This window comes from Salipiger sp. PrR002 (assembly GCF_010500775.1).
GTDB lineage: Bacteria > Pseudomonadota > Alphaproteobacteria > Rhodobacterales > Rhodobacteraceae > Salipiger.
Map to the genome: position 1 here is coordinate 401645 of NZ_JAAGOU010000001.1, position 16516 is coordinate 418160.

At 65.9% G+C, this 16516-nt stretch carries 13 protein-coding genes; 9 read left to right on the plus strand and 4 right to left on the minus strand.

Annotated features, from left to right (window positions below; all coding sequences use genetic code 11):
- Positions 1–37: 37 nt before the first annotated feature.
- Positions 38–976, minus strand: coding sequence for a phosphotransferase family protein (locus G0A00_RS01965; protein WP_164181630.1), 939 nt, complete (start codon positions 974–976; stop codon positions 38–40).
- A complete protein-coding gene (locus G0A00_RS01970; RefSeq protein WP_164181632.1) occupies positions 973–3438 on the minus strand; it encodes a penicillin acylase family protein in 2466 nt (821 codons plus the stop codon). The genes G0A00_RS01965 and G0A00_RS01970 overlap by 4 nt, the downstream gene beginning before the upstream one ends.
- Positions 3439–3553: 115 nt before the next feature.
- Between G0A00_RS01970 and G0A00_RS01975 the strand changes: the two genes are divergently transcribed.
- Positions 3554–4426 carry an NAD(P)-dependent oxidoreductase gene (locus tag G0A00_RS01975; protein WP_164181634.1) on the plus strand — a complete coding sequence of 291 codons (873 nt, stop codon included), beginning with the start codon at positions 3554–3556 and terminating at the stop codon, positions 4424–4426.
- Here G0A00_RS01975 and G0A00_RS01980 read toward each other — a convergent pair whose 3' ends face one another.
- Positions 4427–5245, minus strand: a complete 819-nt coding sequence (locus tag G0A00_RS01980; RefSeq protein ID WP_164181636.1) for an HpcH/HpaI aldolase/citrate lyase family protein — start codon at positions 5243–5245, stop codon at positions 4427–4429.
- 671 nt (positions 5246–5916) lie between these two features.
- Between G0A00_RS01980 and G0A00_RS01985 the strand changes: the two genes are divergently transcribed.
- The 7 genes from G0A00_RS01985 (at position 5917) to G0A00_RS02015 (ending at position 14411) form a co-directional block, all read left to right on the plus strand.
- Complete coding sequence (locus tag G0A00_RS01985; RefSeq protein WP_164181638.1) at positions 5917–8808, plus strand: ribonuclease E/G; 2892 nt, start codon at positions 5917–5919, stop codon at positions 8806–8808.
- Between the two features lie 187 nt (positions 8809–8995).
- Positions 8996–9748: a cytochrome c biogenesis CcdA family protein gene (locus tag G0A00_RS01990; protein ID WP_164181639.1), complete on the plus strand. Its 753-nt coding sequence runs from the start codon at positions 8996–8998 to the stop codon at positions 9746–9748.
- Positions 9749–9903: 155 nt separating this feature from the next.
- A complete protein-coding gene (locus G0A00_RS01995) occupies positions 9904–11169 on the plus strand; it encodes a hypothetical protein (RefSeq protein ID WP_164181640.1) in 1266 nt (421 codons plus the stop codon).
- Entirely contained in the window at positions 11166–12530 is a 1365-nt protein-coding gene (locus tag G0A00_RS02000) for a cytochrome P450 (RefSeq protein ID WP_164181641.1), read from the plus strand. The genes G0A00_RS01995 and G0A00_RS02000 overlap by 4 nt, the downstream gene beginning before the upstream one ends.
- A gap of 102 nt (positions 12531–12632) precedes the next feature.
- Entirely contained in the window at positions 12633–13538 is a 906-nt protein-coding gene (locus G0A00_RS02005; RefSeq protein WP_164181642.1) for a fructose bisphosphate aldolase, read from the plus strand.
- Between the two features lie 177 nt (positions 13539–13715).
- Positions 13716–13943, plus strand: coding sequence for a hypothetical protein (locus tag G0A00_RS02010; RefSeq protein WP_066100347.1), 228 nt, complete (start codon positions 13716–13718; stop codon positions 13941–13943).
- 12 nt (positions 13944–13955) lie between these two features.
- Positions 13956–14411: a host attachment protein gene (locus tag G0A00_RS02015; protein ID WP_066100345.1), complete on the plus strand. Its 456-nt coding sequence runs from the start codon at positions 13956–13958 to the stop codon at positions 14409–14411.
- 95 nt (positions 14412–14506) lie between these two features.
- Here the strand turns inward: G0A00_RS02015 and G0A00_RS02020 are convergent, their stop codons facing one another.
- Positions 14507–15058 (minus strand): TIGR00730 family Rossman fold protein, encoded by a 552-nt coding sequence (locus tag G0A00_RS02020; RefSeq protein ID WP_164181643.1) that lies wholly within the window; start codon positions 15056–15058, stop codon positions 14507–14509.
- A 113-nt stretch (positions 15059–15171) separates the two neighbouring features.
- Here G0A00_RS02020 and G0A00_RS02025 point away from each other — a divergent pair, with 113 nt between their 5' ends.
- A complete protein-coding gene (locus G0A00_RS02025) occupies positions 15172–16488 on the plus strand; it encodes a LysM peptidoglycan-binding domain-containing protein (protein WP_164181644.1) in 1317 nt (438 codons plus the stop codon).
- Positions 16489–16516 lie beyond the last annotated feature (28 nt).

Sequence of the window (16516 nt, forward strand, 5' to 3'; positions counted from 1 at the left end):
AAGAAAGTTGCAACGTCCTTGCAAGGACGTTGTTTCCCTAGAAAAGCGTGCTTTCGGCGGCGAGGATCATCTTCGCCGCCTCGAGCCGTGCGCGCTGGTGCTGCGATGGCTCGGAAGGCGTGCGGCACCAGACGCCAAGCGCATAGGCGCGCTGCAGGAACAGCCGCGCGACGGGATCGGTGGTGGTGTCGCCATAGCCGCGCGCCAGCGCAGCGCCGAACCGCCGGGGGTCGGGGGCCAGGCTGCGCGCCAGCGCATCGACCAGCAGCCCCACAAGATCGCGGTAGGGCGCATCGGGTTTGGCGTTCTCCACATCCAGCCCCCAGAGGGCGCCTGTCGCGCTCACCAGATTGGACAGATGCAGATCGCGGTGGGTGACGGCGCGGGTCGCCATGCGCCCGCGTGCCTGCGGAAACAGATCCTGCAGGGCCGCCAGCGCAAAGGCGAAATTCTCGCATTCGGCAAAGCCGTCGTCAGAGGCGCGGGCCGCCTCAAGCTGCGCTTCGAGCCAAGACAGCTGGCCACGCGGGCGCAGCTTGCGCGGCTCCAGCGTGGGCCGGTGCAGCGCGGCCAGCCAGCAGCCTGCCGCAACCAGCGGCACGTCGCGTTTGGCGGGCGGGATGCGCGGCCAGAGCTCGGCGAGGTTGGGGCCGGGGGCATAGGTCATGCCCAGCACCAGCCGCGCCTCGTCAAAGAACAGCACCTGCGGCGCGCGCCACGGTCCGGCCTGCAGCTGCGCCGCGACCGCGCGTTGCCGTTCGGCCTGCGCGCGGGCCTTGTCGGCCTCTGCGGGCGCGTAGATCTTCACCACCAGATGCGCGTCCGGATGGGCGGCGCAGAACACCTGCGCGCGCATCGGGCGGTCGATGTTCTTCAGGCAGCCCAGCCCAAAGGCGCGCCCCGGATTCTGCTCGGCCAGCGCGCCGCGCGCGAGCGCCTGCGCCTCGGCGCGGCTCAGGCGGCTGCCAGCCGTCATGGTTTGACCAGATGCGTGATCCCGACCGAAGCGGCGCGGGCCAGATCCTCGTCGAGCGACATCGGGATATATTCACCGCGCCGCCAGAGCGTGCCCATGTCGTCGTAGTGGCGCGACAGCAGGTGCCCCGACTCGCCGGTCGCGATGATGAAGACCGAACTGTCGGGATCGGCGAAATCATAGACGCCGCGATAGGTGGCGCCATGCACGTTGGCGAAAGGATCGGGGCCGTCGCCCGCGGTGACGCCGCGCTGCAGGGTGAAATCGCCGCCCGAGGTGGTCTGGCGGATGTTCACGAAGTAATTCAGCAGCGGCACGTCACCCAGCACGCTGTGCTTATGCGTGGCTTGGTGGGCATCGCCCCAGCGCAGGCTTTCGAGCTGCGTGCCATAGCGCTCACCGATCCACACCAGCGCGTCGTCGAGCGCCATGCGGGCGATGTCCGTGCAGGTCTCGACCGGGGCCGAGCGCAGCACGTCGCACCATTTTCCCGCGCCGTCGATGTCGCGGAAGACGCGCTCGATGAACAGCGGGTCGACGTGGGTGTACTCATCCGCCAACGGGCCGATCTCGTCGCGGATCAGCCGGTCCTGCAGGGAGCGCAGCCATGCGGCGTAGATCAGCGGCTCGGGCAGATGCTCGTTCATCTCGCCGTTCCAATTGGCCAGCAGGTCGAGCGCGCGCTCGCGCTGGCGCAGCGGGGTGCCCTCGGGCGCGGCCTCGCCGGTGAACCACAGATCGCGCCCGATCAGCGGCAGCAGGGTGCGCGCGGCGGGCGACACGGTGTCGAGCTGCGCCTCGATGAAGCTGTCGCGGGTGTGCACCTCGCGGCCCTGCATCAGCGCCTGCCAGCGCATCACCCGTTGGCTGTCGCCCCAATCGAAGGTGACATGCTCGGGGAAGGGCCGGTCGATGATCTTGTTGTTGGTATTGCCGAGGATGCCGCCCTTGGGGTCCTTGAAAACGGGGTTCTCGGAGGGCGGGAACATCCCCTGCCAGCGGTTCGCCTCGATCCAGCCGGGGCTGGGCATGCGGCCCTCGGTCTGATGGGCCCTATCGCGCTTGGGCATGGCGCCGATCAGCTTCATAGCGATGTGCTCGTCATCGATCAGCGTCAGCATCTGCGAGGGGGCGACGAAATCTTCGCTGGCGGTCAGCGCCTCATCCACATTCTGCGCGCGCATTAGGCCCATCGCGGCGCTCATCGAGCTGTCGTCGTCGCTGAGCGCGGTCCAGCTGAGCGAGACCACATCGCCGCGCGGGGTGATCTGGTCAAGATCGAAGGCGGTGCGCGGCAGCACCGGGCCGTTGTCGGTCCAGCGCAGGGTGAGAGTGACCGGCGCCTCGTCCTTGATATTGACGATCGAGCGGCGGGTGCTGAAGGTCTTGAAGCCTTTGGGCGTGCGGTAGCGCTCGGGGTTCTCGGGGTCGAGCTCTTCGATATGCAGGTCCTGATCGTCGAGATAGGACGAGGTGAGCCCCCAAGCCACATGCTCGGACCGGCCCAGCATGATCGCCGGAACGCCGGGGATGGTGGCGCCGATGACGTCGCCGGACGACAGTTGCATCCGCGCGAGATACCAAGTCGAGGGCGCGGTGAAGCCAAGATGCGGATCATTGGCCAGCAGCGTGCCGCCACCGGCAGAACGGTCCGGCGCGGCGGCCCACGCGTTTGAGGCACCGGCAAGGCCGGGCTCGGCCACCGGCATCATCGCCGGGCGCGGGCGCGAGGCGCTGGCATATTGCGGCAGGCCCTTGCCGGGAAAGAGCGCGGCATAGGCGGGCAGTTCGGCGATGCCGGGGCCGGGGATGTCGGGCAGGATATCGCGGATCATCTCGGGGTCGGGCAGGGCCAGCGAGGTGCGGGCGCGCAGGATCTCATCGCGGAACTGGCCCGAGAGTTGCAGCGCCATCAGCTTGATCACCGCCAGCGAATCCGCCGGTTGCCACGGCGCGATCGGGGCGTTGAACAGGAAGAACTCCGGCGCGCCGCGACCGAGGCTTTCCGAGTTGATCTCTTGCACGCGCGCATTGACCCCGGCGGCATAGGCTTCGAGCGCGTCGCGGGTCTCGGGGTCCTGCGCCTCCACCGAGCGCATGGCGTGGGTGTAGAGGTCGAGCCGGCGCATCAGCGTATCGGTCTCGACGGTGCGGCGGCCGAAAAGCTCGGACAGGCGGCCCTGCGCGGTGCGGCGCAGCATCATCATCTGCCACAGCCGGTCCTGCGCGTGGGCATAGCCGAGGCCGAAGTAGACGTCGCGATCCACGGGGGCAAAGATATGCGGCACGCCCGCGTTGTCGCGCACGATCTCGACATCCCCGGTGGTACCGGAGACGGCGAGGGTCTTGTCGTACTCGGGCAGCGAGCGCGAGGCGAGGTAATAGACCAGCGCCACGGCAATCACCGCCAACAGGATCGCCGTGCTGACGAGCCTGAGGAGCCATCGGAAGATAAGTGCCATGATCTGTCCCGCGTCTTTCGGCTTTCGACGGGCTTACCCAAGACCCGCCCCCTTGCCAAGGGCTGGGTGAGGCGCGACAACTCCCGCAACGACAATCGTAACAGGAGGTTGATCCATGGCGAAATGCGCATTCCTGGGTCTGGGTGTGATGGGCTATCCGATGGCCGGGCATATGACCAAGGCCGGTCACGAGGTGACGGTCTACAATCGCACCGCTGCAAAGGCCGAAAAATGGGTGGCAGAGTTCGGGGGCGCCAGCGCCGCGACGCCGCGCGAGGCGGCAGAAGGCGCCGATTTCATCATGGCCTGCGTCGGCAATGACGATGATCTGCGCGCCGTCTGCACCGGCGAAGAGGGCGCCTTTGCGGGCATGAAACCGGGGGCGATCTTTGTGGATCACACCACCGTGTCCTCGATGGTGACCACCGAGCTGTCGGCGATCGCCGCGGAAAAGGGCCTTGGTTTTGTCGACGCGCCGGTCTCTGGCGGGCAGGCGGGGGCCGAGAATGGCCAGTTGGTGGTGATGTGCGGCGGCGAGCAGGCGCATTACGACGCCGCAGCGCCGGTGATCGACGCCTATGCCAAGCTCTGCAAGCGCCTTGGCGAGAGCGGCGCGGGGCAGCTGTGCAAGATGGTCAACCAGATCTGCATCGCCGGGCTGGTGCAGGGCCTGTCGGAAGGTCTGGCCTTTGCCGAAAAGGCGGGCATCGACGGGCGCGAGGTGGTCGAGGTGATCGGCGGCGGCGCAGCCGGATCGTGGCAGATGGTGAACCGCTTCGAGACCATGCTGGACGACAAGTTCGACCATGGCTTTGCGGTGGACTGGATGCGCAAGGACCTTGGCATCTGCCTTGCCACCGGCGACGAGATCGGCGCCTCGCTGCCGGTGACGGCGCTTGTGGACCAGTTCTACAAGGACGTTCAGGCGATGGGCGGCGGCCGTTGGGACACCTCCGCCCTGATCAAGCGCCTGAAGGCCTTCGACTGATCAGTAAGACGGCAGCGGGGCGGCCTCACCGGTCTCCTCGCCCAGCTCTTTGGCGGCCTGCGCCTTCGCGGCGCGGGCGGCCCCGGCCAGCAGGCCAACGTCATTGGGTCCAACGATGAAGCCATAGCCCGCGTCGCGCAGTTCCGCATAGCTGCGCCCCGGACCGGCGACGCCGGTGATCGTGCCCAGCATCAGGCCATTCGCGGTCGCGCTGCGCTCGACCTCCTCGATCTTGGCGCGCACGTCAGGGTGATCCATGTCCTCGAGGTGGTTCATCGAGGCGGCGAAATCATTGGGGCCGACGAAGGCCATGTCGATGCCCTCGATCCCGGCGATCTCTTCAACCTCGGCCACCGTGTCCACATGTTCGACCTGCGCCATGATCAGCAGTTCTTCGTGCGCAGTGGCGGCATAGCCGGGCAGGTTGCCCCAATTGGTGGCGCGCACGATGGGCGCGGCATAGCCTCGGCGACCGCGCGGCGCGTAGAGGCAGAAGGAGGCAATCTCGCGCGCCATCTTGGCGGTATGCACCATCGGCACCATGATCGAGCGTGCGCCGCGGTCGAGCGCCCGTTTCAGCGTCGCCTCCGAGGAGTCGGGCACGCGGATCACCGCCTCGCCGCCAGCCCCTTCCACCGCGCGCAGCAGGTTCAGCCCCGCCTCAAGCCCGGCGCTGCCGTGTTCGCAGTCGATCACCAGCACGTCCCAGCCGCTGTAGACCAGCAGTTCGGCCACCTCTGGCGAGCCCAGCTCGAACCACGCGGCGGTCACCGTCTCGCCGGCCTTGAGCCGCGCCTTGAGCCTGTTTCTTCCTGTCATCATGTCCTCCTCGTCTTGGCGCGAGCCTGCGTGCCCGGGCCACCCGGACGAGTTGAATACCGTGCGCGACGCAAGGTCAATATAAATGGTATACCAAATGCAGATGGGCGCGCGGCAAAGGGCGCGATGAGACACGAGCGGAGGGCGCGGCGTGTCGCTGCGTATTTGGGGAACAATGAAGGCCGGGAGAGGGGACGTCTGGCGGGCTTTGGGCAGCCATCGGGCAAGGGGACGGGGAATTCATGCGCGCGTCATATTGGATATTGTCATTGGGGCTGCGATGCCCCTATGCTACCGGTTAGGCAATTGCGTTTCGCACATGGTTATCCACAGCCGATAGCCGCGCTGCAGTTTCGTGAAAAGCCAAAGAGTTTCGCTGCTCCGGAGCCGTCCGTACAGGGACCCCGGGCAGACCGATCAGGCTGCAAGGCCGAGTACACCGTCCGGACATCCAACGCTCCGGGCCGCAACAAGGCACCACGACGCGATCCGCGGCGAGGGTGTCGGAGAAGAAACGCGATGACGCGCGCGACGCAAGTGAGGCACCCGGGCGAAGACAGATTGTCTTCCCGTGCCTGCGCGCCGCTCAGCGCCCAGACAAGCCACGCCACATCACCACGCAGCCCGGCTCCGCCCGGGCCCTTGGCGCATGTGCCGTGCATACGGAAAACATGGCAAAGAAAATGCTCATCGATGCCACCCACGCGGAAGAGACCCGCGTTGTGGTGGTCGACGGAAACAAGGTCGAGGAATTCGACTTTGAATCGGAAAACAAGCGCCAACTAGCAGGCAATATCTATCTCGCGAAAGTCACGCGGGTCGAGCCGTCGCTTCAGGCCGCTTTCGTGGACTACGGCGGCAACCGCCACGGGTTCCTCGCGTTTTCCGAGATTCACCCCGATTATTACCAGATCCCCGTCGCTGACCGTCAGGCGCTGATGGAGGAAGAGGCAGCACTCGCCGCCGAGGATGATGACGACGACAAGGAAAAGTCGCGCTCGAAATCCTCGCGCTCGCGCACCCGTCGTTCGCGCTCGCGCAGCAAGGCCGAGAAGGCCAGCACCGACGACAAAATGGTGACCGGCGAAGTGTCCGAAGTGTCGACCGGCATTTCGGGTATGGAGACCATTGACCTCGGCGACGACACCGTCGAGCCGGGCGAGGGCGAAGGCCTGTCGCCGATGGAGACCGTGGCCGAGACCCCGGTGGAAGAGCCGAGCGACAGCACTGAAGCGGACACCGCCGCGGCAGAGGCCGAGGTGGTCGACACCCCGGAGACGGACGCAGGCGCGCCCGAGACCGAAGCCAAGGCTCCGGTCGAAGACGACGACGAGGATCATGACGACGATCACGTTGGCTCTTCGAAAGCCGACGACAGCATCGAGTCGGTCGCCGACGACGACACCGAGGAAGACATCCGCCCGGCGCGCAAGCCGCGTCCGCGCAAGTACAAGATTCAGGAAGTCATCAAGGTCCGCCAGATCCTTCTGGTGCAGGTCGTCAAGGAAGAGCGCGGCAACAAGGGCGCGGCGCTCACCACCTATCTGTCGCTTGCGGGCCGCTATTGCGTGCTGATGCCGAACACCGCCCGTGGCGGCGGCATCTCGCGCAAGATCACCAATGCCGCCGACCGCTCGAAGCTCAAGGAGATCGCGCAGACCATCGACGTGCCCAAGGGCGCCGGTCTGATCATCCGCACCGCGGGCGCCAAGCGCACCAAGACCGAGATCAAGCGCGACTATGAATACCTGCAGCGCCTCTGGGAGCAGATCCGCGAGCTGACGCTGAAGTCGGTCGCTCCGGCGAAGATTTACGAAGAGGGCGACCTCATCAAGCGCTCGATCCGCGACCTCTACAATCGCGAGATCGACGAAGTGCACGTGGAAGGCGAGCGCGGCTACCGCATCGCCAAGGACTTCATGAAGATGATCATGCCGTCCCACGCGAAGAACGTGAAACACTACCTCGACCCGATGCCGCTGTTCGCGCGCTATCAGGTCGAAAGCTACCTCGCGGGCATGTTCAACCCGACGGTCCAGCTGAAATCCGGCGGCTACATCGTGATCGGTGTGACCGAGGCGCTGGTTGCGATCGACGTGAACTCGGGCCGGGCCACCAAGGAAGGCTCGATCGAGGAGACGGCGCTCAAGACCAACCTCGAGGCCGCCGAAGAAGTGGCGCGTCAGCTGCGCCTGCGCGACCTCGCGGGTCTGATCGTCATCGACTTCATCGACATGGAAGAGCGCAAGAACAACGCCGCCGTCGAGAAGAAGCTGAAAGACAAGCTCAAGACCGACCGTGCCCGCATTCAGGTTGGCCGCATCTCGGGCTTCGGCCTGCTGGAGATGTCGCGTCAGCGTCTGCGCCCGGGCATGATCGAGGCCACCACGCAGCCCTGCGCGGCCTGCCACGGCACCGGCCTCATCCGCTCGGATGACAATATGGCGCTGAACATCCTGCGTCAGGTCGAGGAAGAGGGCGTGCGCCGCCGCTCGCGCGAGGTGCTGGTGAAATGCCCGGTGGGCATCGCCAACTACCTGATGAACCAGAAGCGCGAGCATGTGGCCCAGATCGAGGCGCGCTACGGCATGGCCGTGCGCATCGAGGGTGATCTGCACCTCGTCAGCCCCGACTTCACCATGGAGAAGTTCAAGACCGCCACGCGCAACGTGCCCGAAGTGGTCGCGCCGGTGGTTTCGGCCACCGCCTCGCTGATGGATCAGGTCGACGAAGACGTGGCCGCCGAGGAAGACGAGGACGAGGATCAGCTCGAAACTCAGAGCGAAGATCAGGCTGAAAATCAGGCTGAAGGCAATTCCTCCAGCGACGGCAACAGCGAGAACGGCAACGGATCCGAAGACGGTGACGGTAAGCCGAAGAAGCGCCGCCGCCGCCGCCGCCGCTCGCGTTCGAAGAACAAGGACGCGCAGAACGGTGAGACCGGTGAAAATGGTGAGGACAACGGCGAGGGCGATGTCTCCACTCCGGCTGAAGTCTCCGAAGCTGCCGCTGCTGAAACGGTGACCGAAGCGGCGGAAGCTGTGACCGAGGAGGCGCCGGCAGAGGCAGGCTCCACCGAGGCCTCCACCGTGGCCACCACTGAGGCGCCTGCTGCCGAAGAGGCACCCGCCGAGAAGCCCAAGCGCACCCGCCGCTCACGCAGCCGCAAGAAGGCCGAGCCCGAAGCGACGGAGGCACCGACTGAGGCACCGGCGGAAGCCGCTGTTGAGGCTCCGGCCGAACCCGCTGTTGAGGCGCCTGCGCCCGAGGCCGCTGCCGAAGAGGTGGCACCTGCGGTGAGCGAAGAGCCGGTGGCGACCGAGGTCGAAGCCGCGCCCGAGCCGGTAAGCGAGGCGCCCGCCGCCGAAGCTCCGGTCGAGCCGCAGGCCGAGGCTGCGCCTGATGCACCCGCCGAAGAGGCGCCGGTTGCGGAAACGCCCGCTGAGCCTGAGCCCCAACCGGAGCCCGCGCCGGAACCCCAACCGGAACCCGAGCCCGTCTCGGCAGAGCCGGTTCAGGAAGAGGCTCCGAAGCCCAAGCGCCGCGGCTGGTGGAGCCGCTGAGGCGACGCCGCAGCGCAAGCTAGACCCGCAAGACAGATAAGAACGCCCCGGTCCTCGCGCCGGGGCGTTTTTCGTTCATCCGCACCGCGCGTGCAGCCGTGGCTCTGTAACATCAGGCGGCCTGCGGCAACGCAGACGTGACAAGCTGTCTGATGACGCGGCAGGCGCGATCGCCTATTCGGGTGGCATGTTCGGAATCGAGATCATCGACGCAAGCCTGCTCCCCGCCATGCTCGTGGCGCTTTTCGGGGGCGTGATTTCTTTTCTCAGCCCCTGCGTGCTGCCCATCGTGCCGCCCTATCTGGCCTTCATGTCGGGCGTGAGCCTGCAGGAGATGCAGGCCGGTGGCAGCGCCCGCTGGCGCGCCTTCATCGCGGCGCTCTTCTTTGTGCTCGGGCTGTCGACGGTGTTCATCCTGCTGGGGTTCACCGCGTCTTGGCTGGGCACGTTCTTTTTGCAGAACCAACTGCTTCTGGCGCGTATCTCGGGCGTCGTGGTGATCGTCTTCGGGCTGCATTTCCTGCATGTCTTCCGCATTCCCTTCCTTGACCGCGAGGCGCGGCTCGACGCTGGCGAGGCCGGGGGCTCGGCCTTCGGCGCCTATCTGCTGGGGCTCGCCTTCGCCTTTGGCTGGACGCCCTGCATCGGCCCGCAGCTTGGCGCGATCCTGTCGCTGGCGGCGACCGAAAGCTCGGTGGCGCGCGGCACGCTGCTCTTGGGGGTCTATGCGCTTGGCCTTGGCCTGCCGTTCCTGCTGGCCGCGATGTTCCTGAGCCGCGCCATGGGGCTGATGAACCGCATGAAGCGCCATATGAAGACCATCGAGCGGATCATGGGCATTCTGCTCATCGCCGTTGGTCTGGCGCTGCTGACCGGGGCCTTCTCGGCGTTCTCGTTCTGGCTGCTGGAAAGCTTCCCGGCGCTGGGGCAGCTCGGCTGACACTTTCATCTTTCGGAAAATACTCCCGCCGGAGGCGCTTTCGGCGCGGGCGGGATGGGTATTTAGGGAAAGATGAAAGCCTGCCTTGCCACTGCCTCACTCTTGCCCTCGCGGGCTGCTAAAGGCATCGTCCAAAGAGCAGTGAGGGCAGGGGTATGAGTGACGGGCAGCCAGAGGTGCGGCGCAGGCGGGTGTTCTACATCCCCGGCTATGATCCGATCCATCCGCGCCGCTACCGTGAGCTGTACCGCAAGGAGGGCGCGGCGCAGGCGGCGATCTCGGGCTATGCGCTGACGCTGAAGCCCAAGCCCAAAGGCGCGGCGCCCGGCGGTCCCTATGGCTGGCAGGTCGCGGCCGAGATGGACGGCGCGCAGGTGGCGGCAGAGATCGAGGTGCTGGTCTGGTCCGACATTGTGCGCTCCAGCATGTCCAACTCCATTCCCGCCACTTACCTCCAGCTGCTGCGGACGGCTTGGGTGTATATCTCCACCGGCGCGCTCTTTCGCCTGATGCGTCTGCGCAAAGGGCCGGTCATTGCGGCGCTCTACCCGGTGGGGATGCTGCTGCTGCAACTGCTGCTCGCGGCGCTTTTGGTATGGGGTGTCTATGCCGTTGCGGCGCTGGCGGAACCGCTGCTGGGGCTCGTCGCGCGGCTCATCGGCGCTGCGGCGGGGCTGGCGCTCGGCTGGATGCTGCTGCGCTGGTTTCAGGCCAAGGACGGCAAGTTCTTCGCCTATTACCTCATGCATGATTACGCCTATTCCGCCCGTCACCGCGGTGCCAACCCGCCCGAGCTGGAAGCGCGGCTGTCGCAGTTCGGCGAGATCATCGCCGCGGCGCTGCGCGAGGAAGTGGATGAGGTGCTGGTGGTCGGCCACAGCTCCGGCGCGCATCTGGCGGTGTCGATCCTCGCCGATCTCATTCGGTCGGGCAAAGTGCCGGAGCAGGGGCCGCGGCTGGGGTTTCTGAGCCTTGGTCAGGTGGTGCCCATGGTGTCTTTCCTGCCCGAGGCATGGCGGCTGCGCTGCGATCTTGCCTATCTGTCGCAGCGCGGCGAGCTGACTTGGGTCGATGTGACCGCGCCCGGCGACGGCTGCGCCTTTGCGCTTTGCGATCCGGTGGCGGTCTCGGGGGTCGCGCCCGAGGGCAAGCGCTGGCCCTTGGTGTTCTCGGCGCAATTCACCCGCTCGCTCAGCCCCGCGCGCTGGAAAGAGCTGCGCTGGCGCTTCTTCCGGCTGCATTTCCAGTATCTCTGCGCCTTCGACAGGCCGCTCGACTATGACTATTTTCGCATCACCGCCGGGCCGCTGACGCTGGCCACGCGCTATGCGCAGCGCCCGCCCTCGGCAAGTCGGCTGGAGGCGCCGGTGAACCGCTTCACCTCGACCACGCCCACACGTTCATCAGCCCGCGCCGCATGATCCCGCCGAAGCCGAAATCGCGGCCCGACAGGGTCTCGCTGCTGCGCTACCTGCGGCTCTTTCGGGCGGACCTGCTGTCGGCCCAGCCCGCGCGGCTCTACCGGGCGTGGATGGCCGAGTTTCGCACGCCGTTCTTTCGGTCTTATCTCGTAAACCAGCCGGATCTGGTGAAAACGGTTCTGAAGGACCGGCCGATGGACTTTCCGAAGTCGGGGCGGATCGCCGAGGGGCTGCGTCCGCTGCTGGGAAATTCGGTCTTTCTGACCAACGGCGAGACATGGCAGCGTCAGCGGCGGATCATCGACCCGGCCTTTGAAGGCGGGCGGCTGCGGGAGACCTATCCCGCCATGTGGGACGCGGCGCAGGCGGCGCTGGCGCGGCTCAAGGCAGAGGCAGAGGCGGATGCAGGCACGGAGGTCGAGATCGAGGCGCACACCAGCCATGCCGCTGCCGATGTGATCTTTCGCACGCTGTTTTCGCTGCCGATCGAGCATGAGGTGGCGCAGGCGGTGTTTAACGAGTTCCGCGCCTACCAGCGCACCCAGCCCATTCTCAACCTCGCCGCCTTTCTGCCGCTGCCGCGCTGGATGCCGCGGTTTCACCGCGCCTCGACGAAGGCGTCGGCACGGCGCATCCGCGGGCTGATCACCGAGCTGACCGCCGCGCGGCAGGCGGATATCGCGGCGGGCAGGGCGCCTGATGATCTGGCCACCAAGATCATGACCACGCGCGATCCGCAGACCGGCGAGACCTTCTCGACCTCGGAGATGGTGGATCAGGTGGCGATCTTCTTTCTAGCGGGGCATGAGACCTCGGCCTCGGCGCTGGCCTGGGCGCTGTGGCTGGTGGCGGCACATCCCGAGTGGCAAGTGCGGCTGGCGGCAGAGGCACAGGTTCTGGGCGATACGCCGGAGTTTTCCGACATCGCCAAGCTGCGGCTGTCGCGGGACGTGTTCCGCGAGGCGCTGCGGCTTTATCCGCCGGTGCCGATGATGGTGCGCGAGACGCGCTGTCCCGAGCGGTTCCGCGACCGCGACCTGCCCAAGGGCGCGCAGGTGGTGCTGAGCCCGTGGCACCAGCACCGGCATGAGCGGCTGTGGGACAACCCCGACGGTTTCGACCCGGCGCGCTGGGGCACCGAGAACGGCAAAACCTGCGCGCGAGAGGCCTATATGCCGTTTTCCGCCGGGCCGCGGGTCTGCACAGGCGCGGGGTTTGCCATGGTCGAGGGCGTGCTTTTGCTGTCGCTGATCCTGCGCGATCTGAAGCTCGAGGTCGTCCCCGAGAAGACGCCCGAGCCGGTGGCCTTTCTGACCGTGCGGGCGCGCAGCGGCATCTGGCTGCGCATCTCTGCCCGCTAGCGCTAAAGGTAGCGATAAACAGCGGCTTCGATCTACCCAATGTCTGAAGATTGGGCTAAGCCTTTGGCAAAGCAATTTTAACGATCTTAAAGAGGATCTTCCATGGCACAGGACAAGGCCGTTTTTGCAAAGCAAAAAGACCAGATGGCAACGGGCAAGGGCTTCATCGCCGCGCTCGACCAGTCCGGCGGCTCGACCCCGAAAGCACTGCTGCAATACGGCGTCGAGGAAAGCGAATACAACGGCGAAGCGGAGATGTTCGGCGAGATCCACAAGATGCGCACCCGCATCATCACCGCGCCGGAGTTCACCTCTGACAAAGTGCTGGGCGCGATCCTGTTCGAGCGCACCATGCGCGGCGAGATCGACGGCATCCCCACCGCGCAATACCTGTGGGAAAAGCGCGGCGTGGTGCCCTTCCTGAAGATCGACAAGGGTCTGGCGGATCAGGAAAACGGCGTGCAGGTGATGAAGCCGATGCCCGGCCTCGAGGACCTGCTCAACGACGCGGCGCAGAACTTCGGCATCTTCGGCACCAAGGAACGCTCGGTGATCCACGAGGCGAATGCCGACGGGATCGAGGCCGTGGTGGCGCAGCAGTTCGAAGTGGGCCGTATGGTGATCGCGGCGGGCATGGTGCCGATCCTCGAGCCGGAAGTGAACATCCACTCCGAGAGCAAGGAAGAGGCCGAGGCGCTGCTCGAGGCCTCGCTGGCCAAGCACCTCGACACGCTGGCCGAGGGCGAGGACGTGATGATCAAGCTGACCATCCCCAGCAAGCCCGGCCTCTACGACGGTCTGGCCGATCACCCGCGCGTTGTTCGCGTGGTGGCCCTGTCGGGCGGCTACACCACCGATGACGCCTGCGAGCGCCTGTCGAAGAACGCCAAGATGATCGCCTCCTTCAGCCGTGCGCTCGCCGAGGGCCTGTCGAAGAAGCAGTCGGACGATGAGTTCAACGCGCTTCTGGGCAGCAACATCGACAAGATCTACCAGGCGTCGCTCTGATCCACACCTGATTGCACGCGGCCCGGATGGGCCTGATGCGCCCGGCCTCTTCACGAGGGGCCGGGCGTTTTGCTGTGTCCCGCGCGGCTGTGACCGAACGTGAGATCGGCGCGCGATGGCCGGTGGAACGCAGGCGCACATCCTTGCGTTGTAGGAGCAGAAGAAAAGGAGGACCCTATGTCTGAACGCAAGAGATCGCAGGACGGGCGCAGCGAGACCGCTGAAATCCTCGACGGTCAGCCGGTCACACCGGGCGCCACCGCACAGGAAGGCCGCAAGGGCGGCGAAATGGCTCGCAAGGTTGGGACGCGCGATGAGGAGAAGCGCGTCGATGAAACCTCCGCGGGCGCGACCCGGCCGCTGGCTCAGGATCAGGACAGCAGCGGCGACAAGGAAAAGGTGTAAGGAGGCACGACCATGGCGATTCTCACCAATGGCACTTGGGTTTTGATCGCGGACGGCGAAAAAGCGCTGTTCCTGCGCAATGATGTGGACGAGCAGGATCCCGATCTGAACGTCGTGCGCATCGAAGAGCAGGAGAACCCTTCGGACCGCGAGCAATCGGCGAACCGCCCGGGGCGGATGCACGATGGCGGGCCGGGCCAGAAATCCGCGGTGGAGGACACCGACTGGCACGAGTTGGCGAAGGAACGCTTCGCCGATGATCTGGCCGAGATCCTCTATAAGCAGGCGCATAAGGGCAAGTTCGACCGCATCGTTCTGGTCGCGCCGCCCGCCACGCTGGGCGAGCTGCGCAGCAAGCTGCACAAGGAGGTTTCGGACAAGGTCGTGGCCGAACTGGACAAGACCCTGACCAACCATCCGCTCGACAAGATCGAGAAGCTGCTGCGCGACGAATTCGCTCCGGCCTGACCTGTTCGGGGAATTCCGCAAGAAAAAACGCCGCCAGTTATGGCGGCGTTTCCTATTTAAAACATGATTCTAGGCGTCAAAGCTCGCGTGATGTGTTACGTGAACTCTTGGCGCAGGACCTCCATCACCCCCTCGGGGCTGTCGGCGCTCTGCACGAAGTCCAGCAGCGAGGCCTCGGCAAATCCTTTGTCGACCACATGCTGCATCAGTGCCTTCAGCGGCTCCCAGAACCCTTCGGTGTCCAGCAGCACGATCGGCTTGGCGTGCAGCCCAAGTTGGCGCCATGTCAGCGCCTCGAAAAACTCGTCGAGGCTGCCCGCGCCGCCGGGCATCAGAACCACCGCATCGGCATTCATCAGCATGACTTTTTTGCGCTCGTGCATGGTCTCGGTGATCACGAAGCGGGTGAGGTCGGTCTTGCCCACTTCATGCGCCAGAAGGTGGGTGGGGATCACCCCGAAGGTCTCGCCGCCAGCGCTCTGCGCGGCCCGCGCGACCTCTCCCATCAGGCCAACGTCACCTGCACCGTAGACAAGTCGCCAACCTTGCTGTGCAATGGAAGTGCCAAGCATTGAGGCAGCTGCCGTGTAACTTTGGGCGGTACCGTGGCGCGAGCCGCAATAAATGCAGACAGATTTGACGGGCATGTGGATAATCCAAAAAAATGCTGTTTTGACCGGTGATAACGGGATTGTTATAGGTTCTCAACCGCGCTCGTGAGGGACAGGAAAACGGGCGCCGTGATTGGGATTATGTAAAGATGAACGAGAAACATTGGGTCTGGATCGGACTGGGTGCTGCCGCGGTTATCGGCGCGCTCTACGTCAGTGGCGTGATCGGCCCGCAACAGCCGCCGCAGGGCCTGACCGAAGCGACACCCGTGGCCGAAAGCGCCGCGCCCGAGCCGCAGGTCAGCGCGGCAGATACAGACAACACAGCCGCGCAACCGGCGGAAATCACGGCAGCATCGGGGGACGCCGCCCCAGAGACCACGGCAGATGCCACCTCAGTGACGCCAGACGACACGGCAAGTTCCGACGCAGCCGTTGCAGAGACCACCGCTGAGGGCACAACCGCAGACCCCGAAGAAACCGAAGTGGCTCTGCTCGCGCCCGATGAGGCTGCGCACGGGACCGCACAGGGCGACGACCCCGCGTCCGATACCGCAGCGGCGGCGCCGGTCACCGCAGCGCCCAGCTTTGATCTCGTCCGTGCCGAGCCGGGCGGGCTGATCACCGTGGCGGGCCGTGCCGAGCCCGGCACCGAGGTGACCCTGCTGCTCGACGGTGAAGAAGAACTCACGAGCCGCGCCGGGAGCGACGGGCGCTTCGCCGCGTTCTTCGACCTGCCTGCCTCGGGCGAGGCGCAGGTGCTGCGTCTGCGCATGATGCTGAACGGCGAAGCGGTGGAGTCCGAGCAGGAAGTCATCCTGACGCCGCCGGTCGCCGCAGCAAATCAGGTGGCCGAGGGCGAAACCCCAGAGGGCGCGGCAGAGGGCGCGGCAGAGACCGAACTGGCCAGCGTCGAGCCCGCAGTGACGGCGGCGCCCACCGTGCTGCTGTCGGATGCGGATGGTGTCGAGGTGATGCAAAGTTCGGCACCCATGGAGCCGGGCAATGTCGCCATCGACGCGATCACCTATGACGAGACCGGCGGCGTGGCGCTGTCGGGCCGGGGCCGGGGCGATGCCATGCTGCAGGTCTATCTCGACAACAGCCCGATCACCACGCTCAAGGTCGCGGGCGATGGCCGCTGGAAAGTGGCGCTGCCGGGCGTCGAGGCGGGCACCTATACGCTGCGCGTCGATCAGGTGGATGACAGCGGCGAGGTCACCGCGCGCGCCGAAAGCCCGTTCCGCCGCGAGCCGGTCGAGAAACTCGCCGCCGCCAGCGAAGTGCTGACCGAGGCCGAGGAGGTGACCGCGATCACCGTGCAGCCGGGCAATACGCTCTGGGCCATCGCGCGCGAGCGCTACGGTGACGGTCTGGCCTATGTGCGTCTTTTCGAGGCCAACAAGACGCAGATCCGCGATCCCAACCTGATCTACCCCGGGCAGATTTTCGATTTCCCTGACTGATCGGGCTCGACTGATCCGGCCCGACTGA

Bases quoted from the DNA above. Each gene is read 5' to 3' on its own strand.
- G0A00_RS01975 (WP_164181634.1), top strand. From the start codon at position 3,554: ATGGCGAAATGCGCATTCCTGGGTCTGGGTGTGATGGGCTATCCGATG.
- G0A00_RS02020 (WP_164181643.1), bottom strand. From the start codon at position 15,058: ATGCCCGTCAAATCTGTCTGCATTTATTGCGGCTCGCGCCACGGTACC.
- G0A00_RS02015 (WP_066100345.1), top strand. From the start codon at position 13,956: ATGGCGATTCTCACCAATGGCACTTGGGTTTTGATCGCGGACGGCGAA.
- G0A00_RS02005 (WP_164181642.1), top strand. From the start codon at position 12,633: ATGGCACAGGACAAGGCCGTTTTTGCAAAGCAAAAAGACCAGATGGCA.
- G0A00_RS01985 (WP_164181638.1), top strand. From the start codon at position 5,917: ATGGCAAAGAAAATGCTCATCGATGCCACCCACGCGGAAGAGACCCGC.
- G0A00_RS01990 (WP_164181639.1), top strand. From the start codon at position 8,996: ATGTTCGGAATCGAGATCATCGACGCAAGCCTGCTCCCCGCCATGCTC.
- G0A00_RS02000 (WP_164181641.1), top strand. From the start codon at position 11,166: ATGATCCCGCCGAAGCCGAAATCGCGGCCCGACAGGGTCTCGCTGCTG.
- G0A00_RS02010 (WP_066100347.1), top strand. From the start codon at position 13,716: ATGTCTGAACGCAAGAGATCGCAGGACGGGCGCAGCGAGACCGCTGAA.
- G0A00_RS01995 (WP_164181640.1), top strand. From the start codon at position 9,904: ATGAGTGACGGGCAGCCAGAGGTGCGGCGCAGGCGGGTGTTCTACATC.
- G0A00_RS01980 (WP_164181636.1), bottom strand. From the start codon at position 5,245: ATGACAGGAAGAAACAGGCTCAAGGCGCGGCTCAAGGCCGGCGAGACG.
- G0A00_RS01965 (WP_164181630.1), bottom strand. From the start codon at position 976: ATGACGGCTGGCAGCCGCCTGAGCCGCGCCGAGGCGCAGGCGCTCGCG.
- G0A00_RS02025 (WP_164181644.1), top strand. From the start codon at position 15,172: ATGAACGAGAAACATTGGGTCTGGATCGGACTGGGTGCTGCCGCGGTT.
- G0A00_RS01970 (WP_164181632.1), bottom strand. From the start codon at position 3,438: ATGGCACTTATCTTCCGATGGCTCCTCAGGCTCGTCAGCACGGCGATC.